Annotated in this window: 20 protein-coding genes and 1 pseudogene; 16 read left to right on the plus strand and 5 right to left on the minus strand. The window is 42.3% G+C overall.

Annotation, left to right across the window (positions count from 1 at the left end; all coding sequences use genetic code 11):
* Positions 1-87: 87 nt before the first annotated feature.
* A pseudogene (locus WA381_RS20045) lies at positions 88-1050 on the plus strand (DUF2254 domain-containing protein); the annotation flags it as partial.
* A 120-nt stretch (positions 1051-1170) separates the two neighbouring features.
* On the opposite strand, the gene WA381_RS20050 reads toward WA381_RS20045, so the two are convergent.
* Positions 1171-2547, minus strand: coding sequence for an MBL fold metallo-hydrolase (locus tag WA381_RS20050; RefSeq protein WP_156086451.1), 1377 nt, complete (start codon positions 2545-2547; stop codon positions 1171-1173).
* A 2009-nt stretch (positions 2548-4556) separates the two neighbouring features.
* Here WA381_RS20050 and WA381_RS20055 point away from each other — a divergent pair.
* Entirely contained in the window at positions 4557-5753 is a 1197-nt protein-coding gene (locus tag WA381_RS20055) for a tyrosine-type recombinase/integrase (RefSeq protein ID WP_156086452.1), read from the plus strand.
* A gap of 204 nt (positions 5754-5957) precedes the next feature.
* Positions 5958-6308 carry a hypothetical protein gene (locus tag WA381_RS20060; protein ID WP_014949580.1) on the plus strand — a complete coding sequence of 117 codons (351 nt, stop codon included), beginning with the start codon at positions 5958-5960 and terminating at the stop codon, positions 6306-6308.
* 38 nt (positions 6309-6346) lie between these two features.
* On the opposite strand, the gene WA381_RS20065 is transcribed toward WA381_RS20060, so the two are convergent.
* Both WA381_RS20065 and WA381_RS20070 read right to left on the minus strand, forming a co-directional pair.
* A complete protein-coding gene (locus tag WA381_RS20065; protein ID WP_156086453.1) occupies positions 6347-6703 on the minus strand; it encodes a diacylglycerol kinase in 357 nt (118 codons plus the stop codon).
* A gap of 125 nt (positions 6704-6828) precedes the next feature.
* Positions 6829-7251, minus strand: coding sequence for a universal stress protein (locus tag WA381_RS20070; RefSeq protein WP_014949582.1), 423 nt, complete (start codon positions 7249-7251; stop codon positions 6829-6831).
* Positions 7252-7454: 203 nt separating this feature from the next.
* Here WA381_RS20070 and WA381_RS20075 point away from each other — a divergent pair, with 203 nt between their 5' ends.
* On the plus strand, positions 7455-7931 hold the full coding sequence (locus tag WA381_RS20075) for a c-type cytochrome (RefSeq protein ID WP_156086454.1): 477 nt from the start codon (positions 7455-7457) through the stop codon (positions 7929-7931).
* A 78-nt stretch (positions 7932-8009) separates the two neighbouring features.
* Here the strand turns inward: WA381_RS20075 and WA381_RS20080 are convergent, their stop codons facing one another.
* Complete coding sequence (locus WA381_RS20080; RefSeq protein ID WP_156086455.1) at positions 8010-9641, minus strand: FMN-binding glutamate synthase family protein; 1632 nt, start codon at positions 9639-9641, stop codon at positions 8010-8012.
* Positions 9642-9980: 339 nt separating this feature from the next.
* Here WA381_RS20080 and WA381_RS20085 point away from each other — a divergent pair, with 339 nt between their 5' ends.
* The 3 genes from WA381_RS20085 (at position 9981) to bfr (WA381_RS20095) (ending at position 12630) form a co-directional block, all read left to right on the plus strand.
* The gene (locus WA381_RS20085; protein WP_156086456.1) at positions 9981-11552 is read left to right on the plus strand and encodes a cation:proton antiporter family protein; all 1572 of its coding nucleotides are present in this window, start codon (positions 9981-9983) and stop codon (positions 11550-11552) included.
* 134 nt (positions 11553-11686) lie between these two features.
* Complete coding sequence (gene bfr, locus WA381_RS20090; RefSeq protein ID WP_014949586.1) at positions 11687-12163, plus strand: bacterioferritin; 477 nt, start codon at positions 11687-11689, stop codon at positions 12161-12163.
* A complete protein-coding gene (bfr, locus tag WA381_RS20095) occupies positions 12163-12630 on the plus strand; it encodes a bacterioferritin (RefSeq protein WP_014949587.1) in 468 nt (155 codons plus the stop codon). Before bfr (WA381_RS20090) ends, bfr (WA381_RS20095) begins: the two co-directional genes overlap by 1 nt.
* Positions 12631-12752: 122 nt before the next feature.
* On the opposite strand, the gene WA381_RS20100 is transcribed toward bfr (WA381_RS20095), so the two are convergent.
* A complete protein-coding gene (locus WA381_RS20100) occupies positions 12753-13232 on the minus strand; it encodes a hypothetical protein (RefSeq protein WP_156086457.1) in 480 nt (159 codons plus the stop codon).
* 229 nt (positions 13233-13461) lie between these two features.
* On the opposite strand from WA381_RS20100, the gene ccoN reads away from it, so the two are divergent.
* From ccoN to fnr, 9 genes are all read left to right on the plus strand, one after another.
* Positions 13462-14895, plus strand: a complete 1434-nt coding sequence (gene ccoN, locus WA381_RS20105; RefSeq protein WP_039220109.1) for a cytochrome-c oxidase, cbb3-type subunit I — start codon at positions 13462-13464, stop codon at positions 14893-14895.
* Positions 14896-14910: 15 nt separating this feature from the next.
* A complete protein-coding gene (gene ccoO, locus WA381_RS20110; protein ID WP_156086458.1) occupies positions 14911-15516 on the plus strand; it encodes a cytochrome-c oxidase, cbb3-type subunit II in 606 nt (201 codons plus the stop codon).
* Position 15517: 1 nt separating this feature from the next.
* Positions 15518-15679, plus strand: a complete 162-nt coding sequence (locus tag WA381_RS20115) for a cbb3-type cytochrome oxidase subunit 3 (protein WP_014949591.1) — start codon at positions 15518-15520, stop codon at positions 15677-15679.
* 16 nt (positions 15680-15695) lie between these two features.
* Positions 15696-16649, plus strand: coding sequence for a cytochrome-c oxidase, cbb3-type subunit III (gene ccoP / locus WA381_RS20120; protein WP_156086459.1), 954 nt, complete (start codon positions 15696-15698; stop codon positions 16647-16649).
* Positions 16650-16864: 215 nt separating this feature from the next.
* Positions 16865-17344, plus strand: coding sequence for a FixH family protein (locus WA381_RS20125; protein ID WP_156086460.1), 480 nt, complete (start codon positions 16865-16867; stop codon positions 17342-17344).
* Positions 17344-19812, plus strand: a complete 2469-nt coding sequence (locus tag WA381_RS20130; protein ID WP_156086461.1) for a heavy metal translocating P-type ATPase — start codon at positions 17344-17346, stop codon at positions 19810-19812. Before WA381_RS20125 ends, WA381_RS20130 begins: the two co-directional genes overlap by 1 nt.
* A gap of 1 nt (position 19813) precedes the next feature.
* Positions 19814-20044: a cbb3-type cytochrome oxidase assembly protein CcoS gene (gene ccoS / locus WA381_RS20135; protein WP_014949594.1), complete on the plus strand. Its 231-nt coding sequence runs from the start codon at positions 19814-19816 to the stop codon at positions 20042-20044.
* Positions 20031-20690: a sulfite exporter TauE/SafE family protein gene (locus tag WA381_RS20140; protein ID WP_156086462.1), complete on the plus strand. Its 660-nt coding sequence runs from the start codon at positions 20031-20033 to the stop codon at positions 20688-20690. The genes ccoS and WA381_RS20140 overlap by 14 nt, the downstream gene beginning before the upstream one ends.
* Positions 20691-20735: 45 nt before the next feature.
* A complete protein-coding gene (gene fnr, locus WA381_RS20145) occupies positions 20736-21473 on the plus strand; it encodes a fumarate/nitrate reduction transcriptional regulator Fnr (RefSeq protein ID WP_014949596.1) in 738 nt (245 codons plus the stop codon).
* The last annotated feature ends 110 nt before the right edge of the window (positions 21474-21583 follow it).

Consider the following 21583-nt stretch of genomic DNA (forward strand, 5'->3'; position numbering starts at 1 on the left):
CCCACCTCCGCAGCCATTTATTGGTGTGGTCTACAGAGGATTATGTCTTTTTAGAGGGGAAAATCCCTAGAACCCCAAAATGCGCTCTCAGTTTTTATAGGCGCATTTATATATAGTGCTGTTGCACTTACTGCAATGACTCAGGCGTTCTTCGATGAAGCGGGATTGTTCATTTTATTCTGTCTGACCTGTGTGGCTTTCATCATTGTTATCTTAACGTTTATACGTTGGGTAGACAGCGTAGCACGCTTAGGGCGCGTAGGCTCAACACTACTGAAAGTGGAGCACGCAACAACTCGTGCCATTAAAAACAGAATTGATATGCCTTGCTTGGGCGCAGTCCCACAGGGACAAGTAAAAGAGCAGGGGGCTCACGCTATTTTTACCGAGCAAGTAGGCTACATTCAGTTAATAGATATTGCAAAACTACAGCGCTGGGCTGAAAGTAATGACTGTTTTATAAATGTTGCCATGCTGCCGGGTGAGTTTGTGACACCAGAGCGCCCCATAGCCTACGTTAATAAAGATGAACAAACCAAGGATGTAATTAGCGCGTTCACTATTGGAGAAGCCCGCTCCTTTGAGGCAGACCCGCGCTTCGGCTTTATCGTACTGGCTGAGATAGCATCAAGAGCGTTGTCGCCATCCGTCAATGATCACGGTACGGCAATAAATACTATTAGCATCATTACACGATTAATGCTTATGTGGCGAAAGCAATTCGAAGACAGCCCGAAAACACAAAAGGAAAAAAAGAGCGAGACTGCAAAGTATGATCGTATTTCTGTGCCTGAGTTGAACGTTGCCGACCTATACGACGACGCATACACATCTATAGCGCGAGATGGTGGCGCCAATATAGAAGTCGCTATAAGAATTCAAAAGTCGTTAACCACCCTAAAGACATGCTTCAATAACCTAAACGATGATTTTAAATCAGAGGCGATACGCATGGCAGAGCACAGTTTTGAGAGAAATAAGTTATTGATGAACTATGACAATGATATAGAGCGAGTAAAGCACTTCCATCAAATCCTTAAAGAGGACTGATATATCTGGTCAGTAAAATGCGAAAGCCAGCTAAATGGTACGCTTCACTTAGCTGGCTATTTAAAGAACAGTTAAATAATAATGGTGATCTAGGCTTGTTACATATACTTATCGATAAGTTTAGCTAAGCTTTTGCCATGCTTTCATCGAACCTTCCATCACATCCACAGTTTTTATACCTGCTTGTCTAAGAACGCTGGCCGCTGTCGTGGCCCTGACACCCGACCCACAATAAACTGTGTACCTAACGTTTTTGTCAAAACCTCCAATTGATGAACTAAGATGACCCAGATAAACATGCGTCGACCCATTAATTGCCACACTGTCACGTTCATCTTGTTTTCGAACGTCCAATAAAACCCAGTCACTGCTATTACTATCAAAGTGTACTTTAACGGCTTTTGCACTGGTGAGACTTAAGGAACACAATCCTTTATCGACGTTAGCGTCACCAGTTAATACAGGCACATTGATAATATAGCCATTAACGTTATTAAAACCCATCCGACGTAGCTGCAACACTGTTGAACTGGCGTGTTCACCACTATTAGCGACTACAATGATCTTGTCGTTATCCTTTAGAAACCAACCTGCATATGATGAAACCAAACCTTCACCAAAGAACAAACTGCCATCTATATGAGTGCTACAAAACTCATCTTTAGTCCTTACATCTATTATCTTTATTTCATTGTTATAACATTGATTTGAAAGTTCAAAAGGATCGAAATTACCAATGAAAGCAGGAGAGGTGATATCTATAGTACAAAGCTCACCTTTAACGTTGCATTTTTCCATTTTTTCGAAGTAGGGCGCATAGTAATGTGTTTCCTGTACCTTTTCTTCAATGAAGCGTTGCTTGTCTTTGATTGAGAACTTGGGGTTATTCCTACGCTCATATCCGATAGTCGAGAACTCTCTGTCTGCCATACCTCCACCACAAACTGAACCTGCACCATGCGCTGGATAAATAACAGCCGATTCGGGTAAGCGTGACAACTTCTGAAGACTTTCGAATAAGCGTCCCGCCATTTCATGTTCTTCATTAGGATAAAAGTCAGTTCTACCTACATCATTTACAAATAATGTATCGCCGGTGAACACCGCAATAACTTCGTCGCTTATAGCAGTATCAGATACGGCTAGACAGATACTGTCTTTAGTATGACCAGGCGTTTCTAATACGGATACAAGTAAATCTCCAACGTTGAATTTATCACCATCACTGGTGTAAGAAGCATATTCAACATTTTCGTCAGCGTTCGGCCCGTGATAAACAGGTATATCAAGACGCTGTGCCAACGCTGCAGCGCCTGATATAAAATCTTCGTTACGGTGGGTCTCAAATATGCAGTCTATTTTTACATTAAGACTTGTTGCAGCATCGATATACGTGGATATATCTAATTGTGGGTCAACTACAAACGCAAATTGTCCACTTGAAACCAAATATGACAACTGCGCTAAACCTTCAGCCTTAAAACTTTGAATTTTCATAACTTTCCTTAGCGATGCGTTTACTAGTAGCTAACGCTTTATATGCACAGAAACGTATATACGATCACACGTTCTAGTAATTTGGTTTGCGTTGCCACCAAGACAATAAGGAGTAGCTACGTAATGAAGATTGTGACTGCGATTTCGCATTAGTGATTTGCCACAGTTGAATTACATTCTTTGCATAGCCGTTATGGATAGACGTGCTGCATTGAGAACGCAGGTTTATAAAAAAGCCTTAAATAGCTGTGTATGGTAATTGCGGTGATTAACTTAAACGTCAGGTAATCAAATACCTCTAGTTTAAGAAGAGCATCTAAATAAGCTATGAGCTTAAAACATTTATAGTCATTTGCGGCATAGATAATAGAGATGAAATCACATATTAAATAACGCAGTAAAAAACCAACAAGCAAGATAGAAACATCAATATCAAGAAATCAATGAGCTTTTATAAAATGCTCAGTTGTTTAACCTAATAATAAATGCCTCAAAATAGTTTAACTTTTTTATCAACAAAACGGCGCAAAAACATACCGTGCGCTACGTGAATGAAATTAAAATATCAGGGACATAGTACTGCAGATTTTACGTAGCGCACGATTCAATTTATTACGTCCAAATCAAATTAACTGAGCAGTTTTGAATTAAAAGTGCTGACGTATGTGAGATGTAACCGCACAAACGCCAGTACCGACAATAAGCAAACACAAGCAGCCACGCATAAAAGTTCGTAAGTAATCACAGCCAACAAAACATCCGAATAGAGCGGCATCATCGCCCTAATCGTCCATACACTTAATTACGCATAATGTATATTATGTTAAATAGAATATCAAAGTTGATAGTCAATGAGCCAGATGGAGCCTTGCAAGGAGCTTTACGCTATCCTTCTCGTAATATTTAGGTATTCGTAAGGTTTAATGACAACTAACACAGATAAATAATAGTCCTAATCAGGTTCCTAAAAACATTTATCGGGCTTTAGTCTTCTTTGCTTTAAATAATGAACGCACAGCTTGTATTATTAATTACTAGCTCAAATAACCAAAGGCTTAACGCTGATGAGTTAAATAAAGGAAACTAATTATTTCTAAGATAAGACGACTAGCTGTAAGGTTAAGGTTTTTCTAACATTTAGCGTTAAATGTAATATTTACGGCCGCTAAATCCTATTTATTAATTGCTCTTTATTTTAAACATCATCAATTATTTATACTTCTTATTAAATTAAACTTTGAGCATGAAGGCCGTTCGTTGTTTTAAAGTTGGGTGGCGTGGATAGCACGTAGAATTAAAAATAATCGACGCGATGTTTATTGAATTCATATCTGCGTAGACGTCGTTTATTCGGCAACGTACTGTATCGAAGTTTTATTATCGTCGTACCGTAGTCGCCATTAGATAGGCGCTCTATGAAAAGCATATAAAAAGCAAAGGTAATAACTACTAGGTTATCGCCTATCCCACTTTTGTAATGCCTACTTTTACCTCTAACTCATTTGGTTTTGAAAAGTGTGCGCCTAAGCAGTAAACATGTCGGAAGTAAATCATTGTGAAGTAATTCTTTAATGTATAAATTTTTAGGGTGTTTTTTCATTACTTTTCAGTTTATTTTTCAGGCGTCGCTACGTGAAATCTGAGCGCGCATTCGGGGTATTGCTTTGCAGATTTCACGTAGCGCACGATTTAAATTGTACAAAAAAAGGACTCTCTCAGCAGGCCACAAGCCTTATCTAGCGATATGGTTTGGAATAATTACGTGATAGGCCAGCAATCGACGGCATTGAAGCACTCAAACTGTTTATATATACAGTAATGTGGTAGAGTAGCACTGTACTTGAGATTATAACAGCAAAGCGGTTAGTGAAATGATGAATGGATTAGTGCGTAGCTTCACGCATGATAATTACAGTTATCATGCGTGAATATTGTTATATATCAATAGCTTATCAATTTCTGTTAAATCTAGCATAATAGTAACATTAATGTATTCACCAGGTTGCTCAATGCCCTCAAAAACTAATAGCTCATACTTGCTCACAACTCAATTAGTTAACAGCAACAGTGATAGCAGCTCACAGCCACAAGACTCAATTAGCGTGACGGTTCCAGCTTTTGGTATCGAGTACTCTCGTGGTAAGCAGCACACGTCAGGTTCTGACGACCTAACAACAAGTCAATGTTCATCTTCTGATAAAAACGTTGAAAGCTATTATCAAGATATTTTTACCAAGCTTCCATACAATACACAACGGGCATACATTAGTGACTACAATGAGTTCGCAATTTTTTGTAAGCAAGCTGGATTAAGTGGCTTTAAGAACAACTTCGAACACAATGAGATCTGCATTAAACAATATGTCGAAGCGTTGTGCCGTTCTCCCCTAGCCTATAGAACCATTAAACGTCGGTTATCTGCCCTTAGTAAATTTTTAGGCGTGGCTAAATTGCCAAACCCAATTATTAGATCAGCGTATCTAAGAGACTTTGTCCGTTTATCGCTTATAGAGAATAGAAAGTTTCGCTTGTCTCACAAACAAGCGGTTCCGCTTACGATAGATATGCTTGAACAAATAAACAATGCAATTATTCCTGATTCTTTATTAGAGCTCCGCGACCTTGCAATCATTAACCTGATGTTTGATGCATTGCTTCGCGCTGATGAATTAGTTCGAGTTTGCATCGAGGATATATCTGCGCGTAATAACACGCTGTTGGTTGTTTCTTCGAAAAGCGACCAGTCTGGTCAGGGTCAATATCGCTATATTTCTTCCAGCACTATATCAATGGTTCAAGAGTATATTAACGAAGCTAATCTTGACCCAAAAACTAAAGCAACGCGCCTTTCTTCAGATTTACGTGGCCTGCACAAAGGCGTTTTGTTTAGACGACTAACAAACCATAAAACAGCACTTTTGCCATTTGATGAGAACATTCCCAGCCATAAGGCAAATGTACTTAACTATTCGAGTGTCTATCGGATTTGGCAACGCATTGCTCAACGCGCAGTTATTAGCGAAAACATTACCCCTCACAGCGGTCGTGTTGGTGGTGCAGTTTCTCTAGCCGAAGATGGCGCATCTTTACCCGAGCTTCAACTGGCTGGAGGTTGGCAATCACCGGAAATGCCTGGGCATTATACAAAACAGGCTAACGTAAAGCGTGGTGGAATGGCAAAATTGTCGGCAAAACGGAAAAGATAATGTTCATTAAATACAGTGACTTAATTAATGCAGAGTTACGCATAACCATCGACATCAGTAACAATGTCTAACTCACCTACTCTCTTCATTCTTTTACCAATCTGAAACTGTATTACCCTCGTATCAAAAGGTAAATTTGCCCTAAACCTATATTAATGAATAGTTTTTCTAAGTTGGCAAACATTCAAGTAAAAGGAGTGATATATGAGTAGCGGTATTGATACAAAGCATGGAAAATTACTCGCGGAAATGGTGGTTCCCTCGTCGTCATGGAATGTCCAACCCGAGAAGCAAGACCCATTCAAGTCACAAGAAGCAGCACTAGATTATTTAAACTCAAATAATGAGCCGTTATATCTCCACGTGCCATTAGCTCAATCTGATGATTACGTGAGAATCTGCGTAACTTCACGAGGCGATGATGTTGTTTTTACGATAAAAGATATCAATAACGGTGGTGAAACTTCATTGCATTATTCGCACATTAAAAATTTAGATAGCACAATTAGAACCTTAGTATCAGAATGTTGTGACCAGAAAATCAAAGCCCTATAAATTAGGGCTTTCTTTCCGCCTATAAACCACAAATTGCACTACCAAAGAATGCTAATCCACGTAAAGCCGGCCATCATTAAGCTAATGAACACTGCTGCCGAGCCGATATCTTTAGCACGCCCTATTAACAAATGGATGTCTGTACTGACATGATCACAGAGTTTCTCAATAGCGGTGTTGAGTAGCTCAGTGATAAGCACTATCAGTAAAGATATCACCAGCAATATACGTTCTACATGCGTAACGTCGATGAAAAACGCTACAGGTGTCATTATCAATATTGCGAAAATTTCTTGTCTGACCGCTGCTTCACTTAAAAAGGCTGCTCGAAGCCCCTTAAGTGAATAGTAAGTGGCATAGAGTACGCGTAAAATACCTGTCCGTTTCGTTTTCATGATAAGTAATTTTAAGATTAGTTACAGCCTTTCAAAACGTAACTGACCTTCGTTACATCTACATGACGGCGAAGGTATTTATCGTGAATATTTAAAGCATTTTCGACGCTAATCGCCGCATTAATTTATACTTTCACAGCTAGCACGTCTGTTTTAACACCATGTAGTACTGCATTGGCCGTTGACCCAAGTAGCAAACGAAGACCGCTCTGGCCATGGGTGCCGACAACAATGAGATCTGCATTAATCTTTTCGGCCATATGGTGAATCTCATCAGCAGGAGAACCTATCTCTACATTGATGTGGCTGTAAGGTATATCATGTTTTGCGGCAACGTCTTTTAATTGTCTTAATGCCTGCTCTCTTACTTCCTCTGAAAAATCCCGTTCTAAAAATAGTCCGTAAGGCTCTACATTGGTTTGTGGATAAGCAACATACAGGAGGTGAATTTTGTGACTATTGCCCGCTATTGCAATGGCTTTCTCCACCACTAATTCGTAGTCAGAATAAATATCTATAGGTACTAAAATTGTCTCGTAACCTTGCATTGTGGCTGTCCTCAATTTTTGTTAGGTAGCAGTGCTTTTCTACCATACCGTTAACTAATTCCATTAAATAGTAGTGCTATACAAATAATTATTCTTTGAGCTAGGTCAATGATTAGTCTGCAGCCTCATTCATAATCAGTGTATACACATTAGTTCTAGCGAACGTTACGCATCTTTACCGTAAAAGAAAGAGGGAAATGAGTATGAAAACGGCAATAATTGTTATAGCAACGCTTCTCCTTTTCGCCTGTGACCAGGGCGCGCAGTCACCTCGCGGCTTTAGCTTGCCCGAAGGCAATATGGAAAAAGGCTATTTGGTATTTAAAAAGTATCAGTGCCAAGACTGTCACAGAATTGCAGGAGAAAAAGAGTCCGACAATGCGCAATACCTAGTCGCGAAGCCTATTCCGCTGGGAGGTAGCAGTGGAAGAATTAAAACTTATGCAGAGTTGGTGACAAGTATTATTAACCCATCACACAAACTTACTCCTCGACAGCCTGCCAGTTTCACCAGCGAAGACGGTGTGTCATTAATGCGAGTTGTAAACGACGAGCTAACCGTTTCCGAACTAATAGATTTAGTGGCGTATCTTCAGCCTAAATATAAAGTAACACCCTACAGGACTAGTGATTACCGCCTCTATCAACTGCGTATTCCAAGCGAGCAATCTAAAGATTAACTCGCAGTTTTAGGCATTAAAAATCGTTAAGCGTGACTCCACAATCGGTATTTGATTAGGAGTCACGGCTTAGTTTTTTTAAGATACCGCTTTCGTTTCTTGCTCTATTTCTGCCAATAAACTACAAGGCATAAAGCTTTCAGAATTTGCTTCTTTTAAGTGTAATTTAAATCTATCGGGAACGTCGTCGGTTAAGAAACTTCCTGTTTTAACTAACGGGAAAATTTCGTCGTAACGCGCAATATTACACTGATCTACTCGCCTAAATATATGGGTACGATTTAGTTCGCTAGTTCTCACATGTCCTGTAGAAGACAAGATATCCATCAGCGCATGAATAGTTTTTTTGTGAAAGCGGTACACGCGCTCGTACTTGTCTTCAACGTTTAAGCCCTTGGCAAGCTTGGGGTCTTGCGTTGCTACACCGGTCGGACATTTATTCGTATTGCATGACAGCGACTGAACACATCCAAGTGCCAACATCATTCCTCTGGCACTGTTACATAGATCGGCGCCTAAACTTAGATTTTTCGCTAACTGAAAAGCGGTAATGATTTTTCCAGAAGCAATGATTTTAATTTTGTCGCGAATACCAAAACCAGTGAGACAATCGTCAACAAACGCCAAGGCTTCACGCAGAGGAAATCCTATAGAGTTTGTGTACTCAAGGGGTGCGGCGCCGGTACCTCCTTCGCCCCCGTCTACCGTTATAAAATCTGGCGTTACGTCCTTCTCTACCATGGCTTTGCACATGGCAATAAACTCACTTTTTCTACCCAGCGCCAGCTTAATACCCACTGGTTTATATCCACTTAACTTGCGTAACTGACTAATAAAATCAACCATTTCTAAAGGCGTTGCAAACGCTTTATGTCTAGGGGGAGAATCAACTTGAGTTCCAGGCTCAACCCCTCTTATTTTAGCTATTTCAGGGGTATTTTTATACGCAGGTAAAATACCACCATGTCCAGGCTTAGCGCCCTGGCTTAGCTTTATTTCTATCATTTTTACATTGTCGAGTTTGGCTTTTTCTTCAAAAAGAACAGGATCGAAACCGCCATCTTTACTTCTACAACCAAAGTATCCCGTACCAATTTGCCAAACGATATCGCCACCATTTTCGAGGTGATATGGGGTTAGACCACCCTCACCTGTGTTATGGTAAAACCCGCCTTTTGCAGCACCTTTATTTAGCGCCAAAATGGCATTTTTTGACAAGCTTCCAAAGCTCATTGCGCTTATGTTAAGTATGCTTGCACGATACGGCTTTTTGCAATGAGGGCCACCTACCGTCACTCGGGGATCTTCATCCATGTCTTCCACTTCGCGAGCAGATAAAGAATGGCCAATCCACTCATAGCCATCTTTATACGTATCTAGCTGAGTACCGAAGGGAACAGTTTCTCTACTGTTTTTCGCACGTTGATAAACAATCGAACGAAACATGCGGGAAATAGGTGCTCCGCCAGTATCGGTTTCTATGATGTATTGCTGGATGTAGGGCCTTAGTCCCTCGACGGTCCATCGTACCCTGCCAATTAATGGAAAGTTCTTTAAAATGGCATGTTTTGTTTGGAAGGCATCATATAGACCAAAAATGAGTAGCGTGACTGATAAAAGTAAAAACCACCACACGGGCGCCCACAATACGCCAATCACCACATTGAAAGCGACCAGCAAGGTTAGCACAGTTAGAATTGTTAAACGCATTCAAAGTCCTTCTTTATTTTTGGTCATATCAAAACAAAATAATATGCCTACAACCCTGTTCAATACACCTGAAATCGGGAACTAGATTTACTTTAGCGGTAAATGACTGATTTAGGGGTTAAATATACTGAGCCGGCTTTTAGCCCAATTTGGTTACGCGTTACCAAAGTATGCAATTACAATGCTTTTTTAGCTGCGAAAACAAGCCATTACATGCTAGTCTAAAACCTTTCAATTAGCGAGTTGAGAGAGCGATTTGTAGCTATCACTGGTTAATAGATGATGTGACCTAAACAAAGGTAACGGATTTTACGTTCAACATTTTCTGAAAGGTAATTCATGGAGTATGCATTTCTTCTTTTCGCATTTGTTTGCGGCTTAACGGTTAAACTTATTGGCATTCCTCCTTTAGTTGGCTACTTGGTAGCTGGCTTTTTATTAAATTTTGCAGGCTACACGCTTACTGAAGATTTAACCCAAATAGCCAATTTGGGCATCACCATTATGCTTTTTACCATTGGTCTGAAACTTAACATCCGCGATTTGAGTCGTCGAGAAGTTTGGGCGGGAAGCGTTTCACATACCTTAGTATGGGTGGGCGTTATTACCTGTTGCGTCTATGCGATTGGTGCGGTTGCTGCAAATTTCGTTGATGGGCTTACATGGAAAAGCGCTGCGCTTATCGCTTTTGCCCTTAGTTTCAGTAGCACAGTCTGCGTGGTTAAAGTATTAGAAGAAAGTGGCGAAAGTAAAACCCGCCACGGCCGCCTTGCCATTGGCATTTTGGTCATGCAAGACGTTTTTGCTGTTATCTTCCTTGTTGCAGCAACTGGAAAGCTCCCCTCTGTGTGGGCGCTTGCGTTGTTGGCCTTATTCCCAGCAATGCCAATCATAAACAAAATGATTAATAAGTCGGGCCACGGTGAACTGCTTCCGCTTACTGGCTTTATCCTCGCCTTAGGTGGCTATCACTTGTTTGAGCTGGTTAACATTAAAGGCGATCTTGGGGCACTAATCTTTGGAATCATGTTAGCCCAACATGAAAAGGCTTCGGAGCTAGCGAAGTCGCTGCTTTGTTTTAAGGATCTCTTCTTAATCGGCTTCTTCCTTACTATCGGTCTTACCGCCCTTCCCGATCTTAGTATGATTGTCCTAGCTATCGTGTTCTGCTTATTTATACCGTTAAAAGCAGCACTCTTTTTCGGCTTATTTACGTCACTTCGCCTTCGCGGTCGCACGGCTTACTTGAGCAGCTTGGTGCTTTCAAATTACAGTGAATTTGGCCTTATTGTTGGCGCACTAGCCGTTTCATTAGGTTTATTGGCAAACTCTTGGTTAGTGGTGATTGCTTTAGCCGTATCTATTTCATTCGTTATCACCAGCGTGCTCTATCGCAATTCCCATTCTCAATATCACAATCATAAACACACCATTAAACGTTTTGAGAAAAACGAGCGCTTAAAAGAAGACATTTATCCTACTCTCCACAACGCGGAGTTTTTAGTGTTGGGGATGGGACGAGTTGGTCGCGGTGCCTTCAATGCGTTATCTAAATTAAGTGATGTGAGCGTATGGGGAATGGACGCCGACCGAGTAAAAGTAAAAGAGTTATCAGACGAAGGCTTAAACGTAATATGCGGCGACGGTGAAGACGTCGATTTGTGGGATAATTTAGATATCAAACAGATTCAGCTTGTTTTGCTTGCTCTGCCTTCTATCCAGGACTCAATAAACATCACACGTCAGCTTAAAAACGCGGGCTATGTTGGAAAAGTCGCAGCCATTGCACGCTATGAGGATGAAGTGTCACATCTATTAGAAAATGGTGTAGATAAAGTCTTCAACTTCTTTACCGAAGCAGGGCTTGGTTTTGCTGAAGAAAGTCTTGCTTATGCGCATGCACAACAGTAATGCTGTTCTAAATGCGAACAATGGATGAATTGAGAAACGTTATCGTTTGTAAACAACTGTTTTACAAAGACTTTTTTGACATGCAGTCAAATTTAGACTAAACTTCACGCAAATACGTTAATAGGGTTTACACAATGCAAGGTGATAAACAAGTTGTTGCAAAATTGAACGAAGTACTGACAAGTGAACTTACTTCGATAAATCAATACTTTCTGCACGCTCGTATGTTCAAAAACTGGGGTTTTTCTGAACTTAACGAAAAGAATTATAAAAAGTCTATCAAGGACATGAAGCAAGCGGACGATCTTATCGAGCGCATTTTATTCCTTGAGGGCCTTCCTAATCTTCAAGCGTTAGGCAAGCTTTATATCGGTGAAGATACCGTTGAAATGCTGTCATGTGATGCGCGTTTTCAAAAAGAACAGCTTCCACTACTTCGTGAAGCTATCGCGCTGTGTGAAGAAAAGCAGGATTATGTTTCTCGTGATTTGCTTGAAGACCTTCTTGAATACGAAGAAGAGCACCTAGACTGGATTGAAACGCAAGAATACCAAATTGATGCTATGGGTATAGAGAACTACCTACAAGCGCAAGTAATGGGAGATGACTAATGAAAGGTAACCAAGCAATCATCAATGGCTTAAACGAACTACTCTCTTATGAGTTAGCCGCCATGGATCAGTATTTCATTCACTCTCAGATGTATCTTGATTGGGGTTTGAATAAACTTTATGAACGCATCGATCATGAATTTGATGACGAGCGTGGACATGCAACTAAGCTAATAGAACGCATGCTGTTTTTAGAAGGTACGCCTGACATGACGAAGCGCACAGGCTTCAAAGTGGGTAAAGATGTACCTGAAATGCTTGAAAGCGATTTACGTGTTGAATATGAAGTTGATGCAAAGTTACGTGAAGTTATTGCGCTTTGTGAAACCGAAAAAGACTATGTTACTCGTGACATGCTAATTGTACTACTAGACGATACAGAGATGGATCACGCACACTGGCTAGAGCAGCAGCTTGGCCTTATTAAGCGACTAGGTATTCAAAACTACCTTCAGTCGCAAATGTAAGAAATAGCGTTCACGCTACAATTTACAGGTAATTAATAAAAGGCCGCTCTTAAATAAAGAGCGGCCTTTTTTGCTTGTTTACTCCCCTTTCTTTAGGGAGAGTCTTATTGCTTTTAATACAGTTACTGCTGTGTAACAAAATACAAATAGCTGGGGCTTTCTTTATCTTTAATATTTAGACGTAGCTGCCATTTCATCACTGGCTCACTACAGCTACCTAACATAAACCAACCTGACCACTTTCCTTCCCCGTCGTTATCTAACAGCACGGGAATTTTGCCCATATACATGTTTACCCCCTCAATCCATGCGCTCTCTATTTCCTCTCCCTCAGGAACTAAGAGCTTAACCGTTACTGACTCTTCGGCTTCAGGCATGGCTGAAAAAGTGGCAATTGCTAACCTGTCATCAATTAAGAATTCGCAAGTTTCATTGACAAAGTTGCAGCTGTTTCCTATTCCATTAACTACGCTCGTGTCTTTTAACACCGATGACTGGAATTTATGTGCAAGGTATACACACACGGCCACAATAATAATAGCCACTAATGGAAGCTGGGAATGTAAAATTTTTGATCGTTTATTGTTATCGTTATTTAGCATTTCTTAAATTTTGTGTATTTCTTCATTGACGGAGATCAAGCTTAGGTAGTTTATGGTATCTTTTTGTAATTAAAAACCTTATCATCCGCGTACCAACTGGCTTGGAGACAATAATTATTACTCTTTCCGAGCTCGGTGTGAAGCGTTATTCCTTAGCTGATACACGTCTCGACCGCACTATTCCGGCAGTTGGAGACCATAGTTCATTTGAAGTGGAAGATTCATTAAAATGAGTGAAATAAGCCAAGCACAACCTGACTACAATTATAAAGTAGTTAGGCAATTTACCATCATGACCATAGTCTGGGGTATCATTGGTATGGGCCTAGGGGTATTTATTGCCGCGCAGTTATTTGCACCTATGCTTAACTTTGACACACCATGGCTAACATTCTCACGTTTGCGTCCGTTGCACACTAACGCCGTTATTTTTGCCTTCGGCGGCTGTGCGCTATTTGCAACGTCATACTACATCGTTCAGCGTACCTGCCAGGTAAGACTGTTCAGTGACAAACTTGCCGCATTTACCTTTTGGGGTTGGCAAGCCGTTATTGTTTTAGCTGTAATTACCCTACCTATGGGTTTAACCAGCACAAAAGAATACGCTGAACTAGAATGGCCAATTGATATTCTTTTGGCACTGGTTTGGATCGCTTATATCATTAACTTTTTCGGAACCCTAGTAATCCGTAAAGTTTCGCACATTTATGTTGCAAACTGGTTCTTAGGCGCGTTCATGTTAACTGTTGCAGTTCTTCATATTGGTAACAGCATGGCTATTCCGGTATCTTTCACTAAATCGTATTCACTGTATGCAGGCGCAGTAGACGCTATGATGCAGTGGTGGTACGGCCATAACGCGGTAGGCTTTTTCCTAACTGCGGGCTTCCTTGGTATGATGTACTACTTCGTACCTAAGCAAGCTGGTCGCCCGGTTTATTCATACAGACTATCAATTGTTCACTTCTGGGCACTTATCTCTCTGTATATCTGGGCCGGTCCTCACCACCTTCACTACACTGCCCTACCAGACTGGACTCAGTCACTAGGTATGGTGATGTCTATTATCCTATTCGTTCCATCTTGGGGTGGTATGATTAACGGTATTATGACGCTATCTGGCGCGTGGCATAAACTTCGCACCGACCCAGTATTGCGTTTCCTTATTGTTTCATTGTCTTTCTACGGTATGTCTACCTTCGAAGGCCCAATGATGGCAATTAAGACCGTTAATGCACTATCTCACTACACTGACTGGACAATTGGTCACGTACACTCTGGTGCTCTAGGTTGGGTTGCAATGGTTTCAATTGGTTCAATTTACCACTTAATTCCAGTGCTATTCGGTCAGCGCGCTATGTATAGCACCAAGCTAGTTAATGTACACTTCTGGTTAGCAACTATCGGTGTTGTTCTATACATCGTAGCAATGTGGATGTCTGGTGTACTACAGGGTCTAATGTGGCGTGCAGTAAATGCTGACGGTACGTTAACCTATAGCTTTGTTGAGTCATTAGAAGCGTCTAAGCCTTTCTATGTGGTTCGTTTCATTGGTGGTTGTTTCGTGGTAGCAGGTATGCTTGTAATGGCATACAACACATGGAAAACCGTTCGTGCACCTAAAGGCAGTATCGCTGCAGACCCAGCGACTCAGCCAGCGTAGTAAAGGAGACGAATAATGAAAAACGCACATGAGTTAATTGAAAAGAACGTCGGTCTGTTAACGGTACTAATTCTTATCGCTATCAGTTTCGGTGCCATGGTTCAAATTACGCCGTTGATGTTTCAACAGCAAACCATGGAACCGGTAAAAGGCTTACGTCCATATACCGCGCTTGAGCTTGAAGGCCGTGATATCTACATCCGTGAAGGTTGTGTAGGTTGTCACAGCCAGATGATCCGTCCATTCCGCGCCGAAACAGAGCGTTATGGTCACTACAGCGTTGCTGGCGAATCAGTATGGGAGCACCCCTTCCTTTGGGGTTCTAAGCGTACTGGTCCTGATCTAGCACGTGTTGGTGGTCGTTACAGCGACGAATGGCACCGAGTTCACCTGCTTAATCCTCGCAACGTAGTACCAGAGTCGAACATGCCAGGCTTTCCTTGGCTTGCGGAAAACACGCTTGATGGTGAGTTTACAGCTAAAAAAATGGAAGTATTCCGTGGATTTGGCGTTCCGTATACCGACGAAGATATCGCGGGCGCGAAAGCGGCAGTACAGGGTAAAACGGAAATGCAAGCCCTTATTGCTTATCTACAATCTCTTGGCACACATTTGAAATAATATGGACCAGGGAATTGTAGGCAGCATTTTTACTGTCATCGTCTTTGTAAGCTTCATCGGTGTTGTGTGGTGGGCATTTAGCAGCCGCAACAAGAAAAAATTCGATGAAGCGGCAAACCTAGTGTTTGCAGACGAAGAAAAAGAAAAATCAAAAGAAGATTAGCAGGAGTCTCGAACTCATGAGTATGTTTTGGACAATTTGGATTTCAGTGATAACTCTAGGGTTAATCATTGGTTGCTACTTCCTTTTACGCTGGTGCCTTTCTAACAAGACTGGCGTAGCTGAAGGTGAGTCAATGGGCCACAAATTCGATGGTATTGAGGAGTTGAACAATCAACTTCCTCGCTGGTGGACAATTATGTTCTACATGACCATCGTTTGGGGCTTTTTATACCTAGCGCTTTATCCTGGCTTAGGTGCGTTTGAAGGTATTTTGGGTTGGAAGAGCTCTAACCAAAATATTCAATCGCTAGAAGAGTCAGCTCAGGCGCGTATTGATGCTAAAGAGCAAGGCTACCTAGTAGAATATGACCGTGAACTAGATTTCGCTGCCGAGAAGTTCGATCCGATCTTCGAAGCGTATGCACAAGTTCCTGTTGAAGAACTGGCTAAAGACCCAGAAGCAAATAAAGTAGGTCAGCGTTTGTTCCTACAAAATTGCTCTCAGTGTCACGGTTCTGATGCACGAGGTCAAAATGGCGGCTTCCCTAACCTAACGGACAACGACTGGTTGTACGGTGGTTCAGGTGCAAAAATCGTTGAAACTCTTACGCTTGGTCGTAAAGCGGCTATGCCAGCATGGCTAGATGCCATGGGTGAAGACGGTATCGAAGAAGTGGTTAACTACGTACTTAGTTTAAGCGGTCGCGATGTGGACCCTCAGCTTGCAGAAGCAGGTAAAGCTCGTTTCGCAGCGTGTGCGGCTTGTCACGGTATGGACGGTAAAGGTAACCAAGCACTTGGTGCACCAAACCTTACTGACAATATCTGGCTATACGGCGGCAGCCACAGAGCGGTAACAGAAACGCTTACTTACGGTCGTAACGGTGTAATGCCTTCATTCAAGAAAACCTTGGGTGATGACAAAATTCATGTTGTTGCAGCGTATGTATACAGCCTTTCAAATGATTAATGATTTAAATCATTAAATATCTTAAAAAGCCTCGTTACTACGGGGCTTTTTTTATGAGAAAATACAGCGGTATAGAGAGTGCCATGCGAACATTCTTTGTACACTTTTAACATGTCTCGCCAACACTATATTTATCATTATTTGCCGGCTTTACGTGTAGTTGGGGAAGTAAAAATAAATATGTTGTTAGTGAAGTAAATACGAGAAAGATTTCGATGAATAGACCCTGGTATAAAGAGTTCTGGCCCTGGTTTTTAATTGCCGTACCTATCATTACACTCATCATGGGTGGCGTGTTGTTAAACCTTGCTATTAGCACCGAAGATAGCCTGGTGGTGGACGACTACTACAAGGAAGGAAAAGCGATCAATGCCCGTCTGGACAAAGAGGCCATAGCCCGCCGCAAGAATATCACTACCGATTTAACCATTGAAGATGGCAGCATAGCGCTAGAGTTTCATTCAGGTATTCCACAAGAAGGTAATGCGGTTAAACTAAGCTTTTATCACGTAACGCTTGAAGAGCGTGATGTCAGCGTTTTATTAAGCCGCGACGCTAACGGTATTTATCGCGGTTTTGTCGAAGAAGATCTTGATGGTAAATGGCGCGTATCGCTAACCCCTATTGATGATAGCTGGAAAATACAAAATACCATCTATCTGCCCCACTCTGGCAAAATGAAATTCAATCCATAATGGCCAAGCACGACTGTTACCATTGCGGCTTGCCTATTGCGGGCTCAGACGATGGAAAATTTACTACCGTGATATTAGGGCAGCAACGCGACATGTGTTGCCCTGGATGTTTAGCCGTGGCCGAAGCCATCGTAACCAACGGTCTTGAAGACTATTACCAGTTTAGAACCGAACCAGCGCAAAAATCAGACGATGGCATTCTAGAGACACTCGACAAGCTCAAAGTGTATGACGACCCTGCTCTTCAAGAAGAATTCGTTTTTGATGAGGGGCAAGATAAGCAGATTCAATTAACCCTTGAAGGTATCACGTGCGCTGCGTGTGGATGGCTTATCGAAAAGCAGTTGTCAAAAGTAGAAGGGATAAAGCAAGTCGCGGTAAACGTCCAAGAGCGCCGCGCTTTAGTTACTTGGTCACCTTTTCAAATCAAGCTTAGTCAGATTCTTTCTACACTAAAACGCATTGGTTATGTTGGGTCGCCATTTCACCCCGACGAACACGAAGCCAGTTATAAACGCGAACAAAAGACTTTTCTGAAAAAGCTTGGCCTAGCAGGCATTATGACCATGCAGGTGATGATGCTGATGACGGGGCTGTATTTTGACTGGTTTGGCGCTATTGAATTAGAAACCCGACAGTATTTTTACTGGGTTGCCCTTACGCTTACTACACCTGTGGTGCTGTATTCAGGCAGCACTTTTTATGTGGGCGCCGCCAATGCGCTAAGCGCAAGAACGGTTAATATGGATGTACCCGTTACGCTCGCCATATTCGGTACTTACATTGCTGGAATTCGCTCTACAGTATTAGAGCAAGGCGAAGTGTATTTTGAATCTATTTGTATGTTCATTTTCCTGCTGTTACTCAGCCGCTTTTTAGAACATCGTAGCCGTCATCGCGCCGCACAGATCTCTGCCAATATGATGCAGTATGTACCCGTTTCAGCCACCAAATTACTGCCGGATGGCAGCCTAACCGAGTGTCTGGCAAAGCAGTTAAGAATTGACGATGTGGTGCTGGTTAAGCCTGGTGAAACAGTCCCCATTGATGGGGTGGTAACCGACGGCAACGCAGCGGTTGACGAATCTATGCTTACCGGCGAGTTTAACCCCGTGCGTAAGTCGAACAGTAGCCCGGTATACGGCGGCACGGTTTGTCAAGATGGTACGCTAACCATTACGGTTACGCAGACCCTTAAAAATGCGCTGGTAAATCAAATTGTACGACTGCAAGCAAGTGCCATGGCGAGTAAACCTAAAGCAGCGCAGATAGCCGATAATTTTTCTCGCTATTTCGTTACCGCGGTATTGCTGATTTCGGCGTTAACCTATGGCTTTTGGGCGTATCAGGGTAGCGACGAGGCATTTTGGATCACCATATCGGTGCTGGTTGCAACCTGCCCTTGCGCATTAGGGTTGGCTACGCCATCAGCGTTAACCTGCGCTATGGCAAAATTAAACAGACAAGGTATTTTACTAAAACGCGCCGATGCGCTTGAACAAATTACTGACATTGACACCATCGCATTAGACAAAACCGGCACGCTCACAAAAGGCAAATTTACTATTTCAAATGCCTGGTACGCTGACGGTGTGGATAGTAATAGTGCGCTATCAATTGCCCGCGCTTTGGAGTCACGCTCTGAACATCCGATTGCCAAAGCCTTTAGCGACGATATAGCCTTTAGCGACGGTGTAGCCCTAAGCGAGATTTCTGCCTCTAGCGGCAGTGCTGACGCTATCGATAACACGGTACACAAAGTGACTAATTTTACCGTTACGCCAGGAGGTGGTATCAGCGGTGAGATCAATGACACGTTGTTTTCTATGGGATCTGTAGCATTCAGCGTTCACGAATCACAGCTAAAACTCATTGAAGCGTTCCCTTCAGCTAACGTGTTTCTCACGGTTAAGGGGCGTATTATGGCGGCGTATGAAGTAAAGGATTCACTAAGAGAAGATACGCAAGAAACTCTCGATATATTAGCTGCAAGCCATACTCTCGCCGTTTTAAGTGGTGATACACAGCAAAACGTTAATGCGCTTACCGCACCATTGCCAATTTCGACCGCTAAAGGTGGCCTAACACCTGAGCAAAAGTACGAAGCCGTTCAAGCTATGCAGCAATCTGGCGCGAAAGTAATGATGATGGGTGACGGTATTAACGACGCTCCAGTTCTTGCCAGCGCTGATGTGGCAATTGCAGTGGGTAATGCCACAGACGTGGCTAAAACTGCCGCCGACGTGATACTGCTTGGCGATCAGCTGCTTTCTGTACCAGAACTTATTCGAACTGCGCACCAAGTGAAGCAAAAAATAAGGCAAAATATTGGCTGGTCGGTAGGTTACAACGTTTTGATCTTACCTTTCGCCGTATCAGGCCTACTTTCACCGTGGATGGCTGTTGTTGGTATGTCGTTAAGCAGTATCATTGTGGTCACAAACTCAACGCGACTCTTGAGCAAATAGCATGAGTATTATTTACGTATTAATTCCAATCGCCATCATCATTGTTGCCGTCGCTATCGTGATATTCTTTTGGGCGGTGAAAACCAATCAATTTGAAGATTTAGATCGCCAAGGGTATAGCATACTGTTTGACGATGATCTTCCGCCAGAAGAAAAAAAGCTAGCTGAGCAACGCAAGCAACTTCAAGACAGTAAAGTAGACAAAAGCCAAGCGCCACATGGAAGGGATTAACTACTTCTCTGCCTTTCTTATCGGCTTAGCCGGCGGAGTTCACTGTGTGGGAATGTGCGGTGGAATCGTCGCTGCGCTAAGGATGGTATCGCCTAAAGGCGCTTCAGCACTACCCTATACCCTTGCCTATAACATGGGACGTATGGTGAGCTACACCATCGCCGGAGCAATAACCGGGGCAATTGGAAAAATTGCAGCAGATTATATACCTCTTGCCAACTATGCCCTTTCCCTACTTAGCGGAATCATGTTGCTTCTACTGGCGTGTTATTTGGGTAAGTGGTGGACTGGCTTAACGGTGCTGGAAAATGCTGGTAAAGGCCTATTTTCCAAAGTCCAGCCGCTTTCAAAACGCTTTTTGCCATTTAAGACCCCTTTAAGTGCATTGCCTTATGGTTTTATTTGGGGTTGGCTTCCTTGCGGTTTGGTGTATTCCACACTTACCTGGTCTCTCGCAGCGGGTAATGCGCTAGAAGGCGCAGCTATTATGTTCTTCTTCGGTTTGGGTACATTACCCACCTTACTCGCCGCAAGCGCTGGTAGCCAATATATTGTTCAAAGTTTTCAACATAACCATTTTAGACAAATTATTGCAGTAATAATGGCAATATATGCAGCTTATCTTATTCATAGCGCAATCGTTTAAAAATGGGTGTATTATTGTCGGGTATTCTTTTAGAGAGCGTGCATTATGAGCAAAGGAAGCCAATTTTCTATTCACTGTCAAAACTGTAGTTTCAGTCACTTATGTTTACCGGTGGCGTTAAACAAAACAGAAATCGAGTCTCTTGACGATATTATTGAACGCAAGAAGCCGCTTCATAAAGGTGACACGCTGATTCAAACTGGTGATAAATTCCGTTCTCTATTTGCAGTGAGAACCGGTTCATTCAAATCATTTGTGACTAATACCGAAGGTGAAGAACAGATTACCGGCTTCCACTTTCCTGGTGACATTATCGGTTTCGATGCATTAAGAGAGAACAAGCACCAAAGCTATACTTCTGCGTTAGAAACTGCCATGGTGTGTGAGCTTCCCTACGAGACCCTCGACGAAATGTCAGTGCAATTTCCAAAGCTACGCCACCAGATCATGAGTTTCATGAGCGCTGAAATAAAACAAGATCACGACATGATCATGCTTTTAAACAAGCGAACTGCAGAAGAGCGCTTACTGTATTTCATCTCACACCTGTCGCAACGCTTTGAAGAGCGTGGCTTTTCCCATAGAGAATTCCACTTAACCATGACGCGCAACGAAATTGGAAACTATTTAGGATTAACGATTGAAACGATTAGTCGTCTGTTAAGCCGTTTTCAAAAAGACAACATCATAAAAGTAGACGGCAAGCTTATTACTATTTTGGATTTCGATAGGCTAAACACCAAACTAGCGGCGCTTAACGGCCCTAGCGTTGTCTGCGGTTAGTCCTTTTTAAGTGTTAAATAAGGCGCGCACTAAGCGTAATGCTAGTCAGTTAAGCTGACTGGCTTTTTTCTTTGTGGGGTATTTAGTCGGTCTTTTCCTCACAACTCGTG

The sequence above is a fragment of the Alteromonas sp. CH_MED4-4 genome, assembly GCF_037029575.1.
In the GTDB taxonomy this organism is placed as follows: domain Bacteria; phylum Pseudomonadota; class Gammaproteobacteria; order Enterobacterales; family Alteromonadaceae; genus Alteromonas; species Alteromonas macleodii.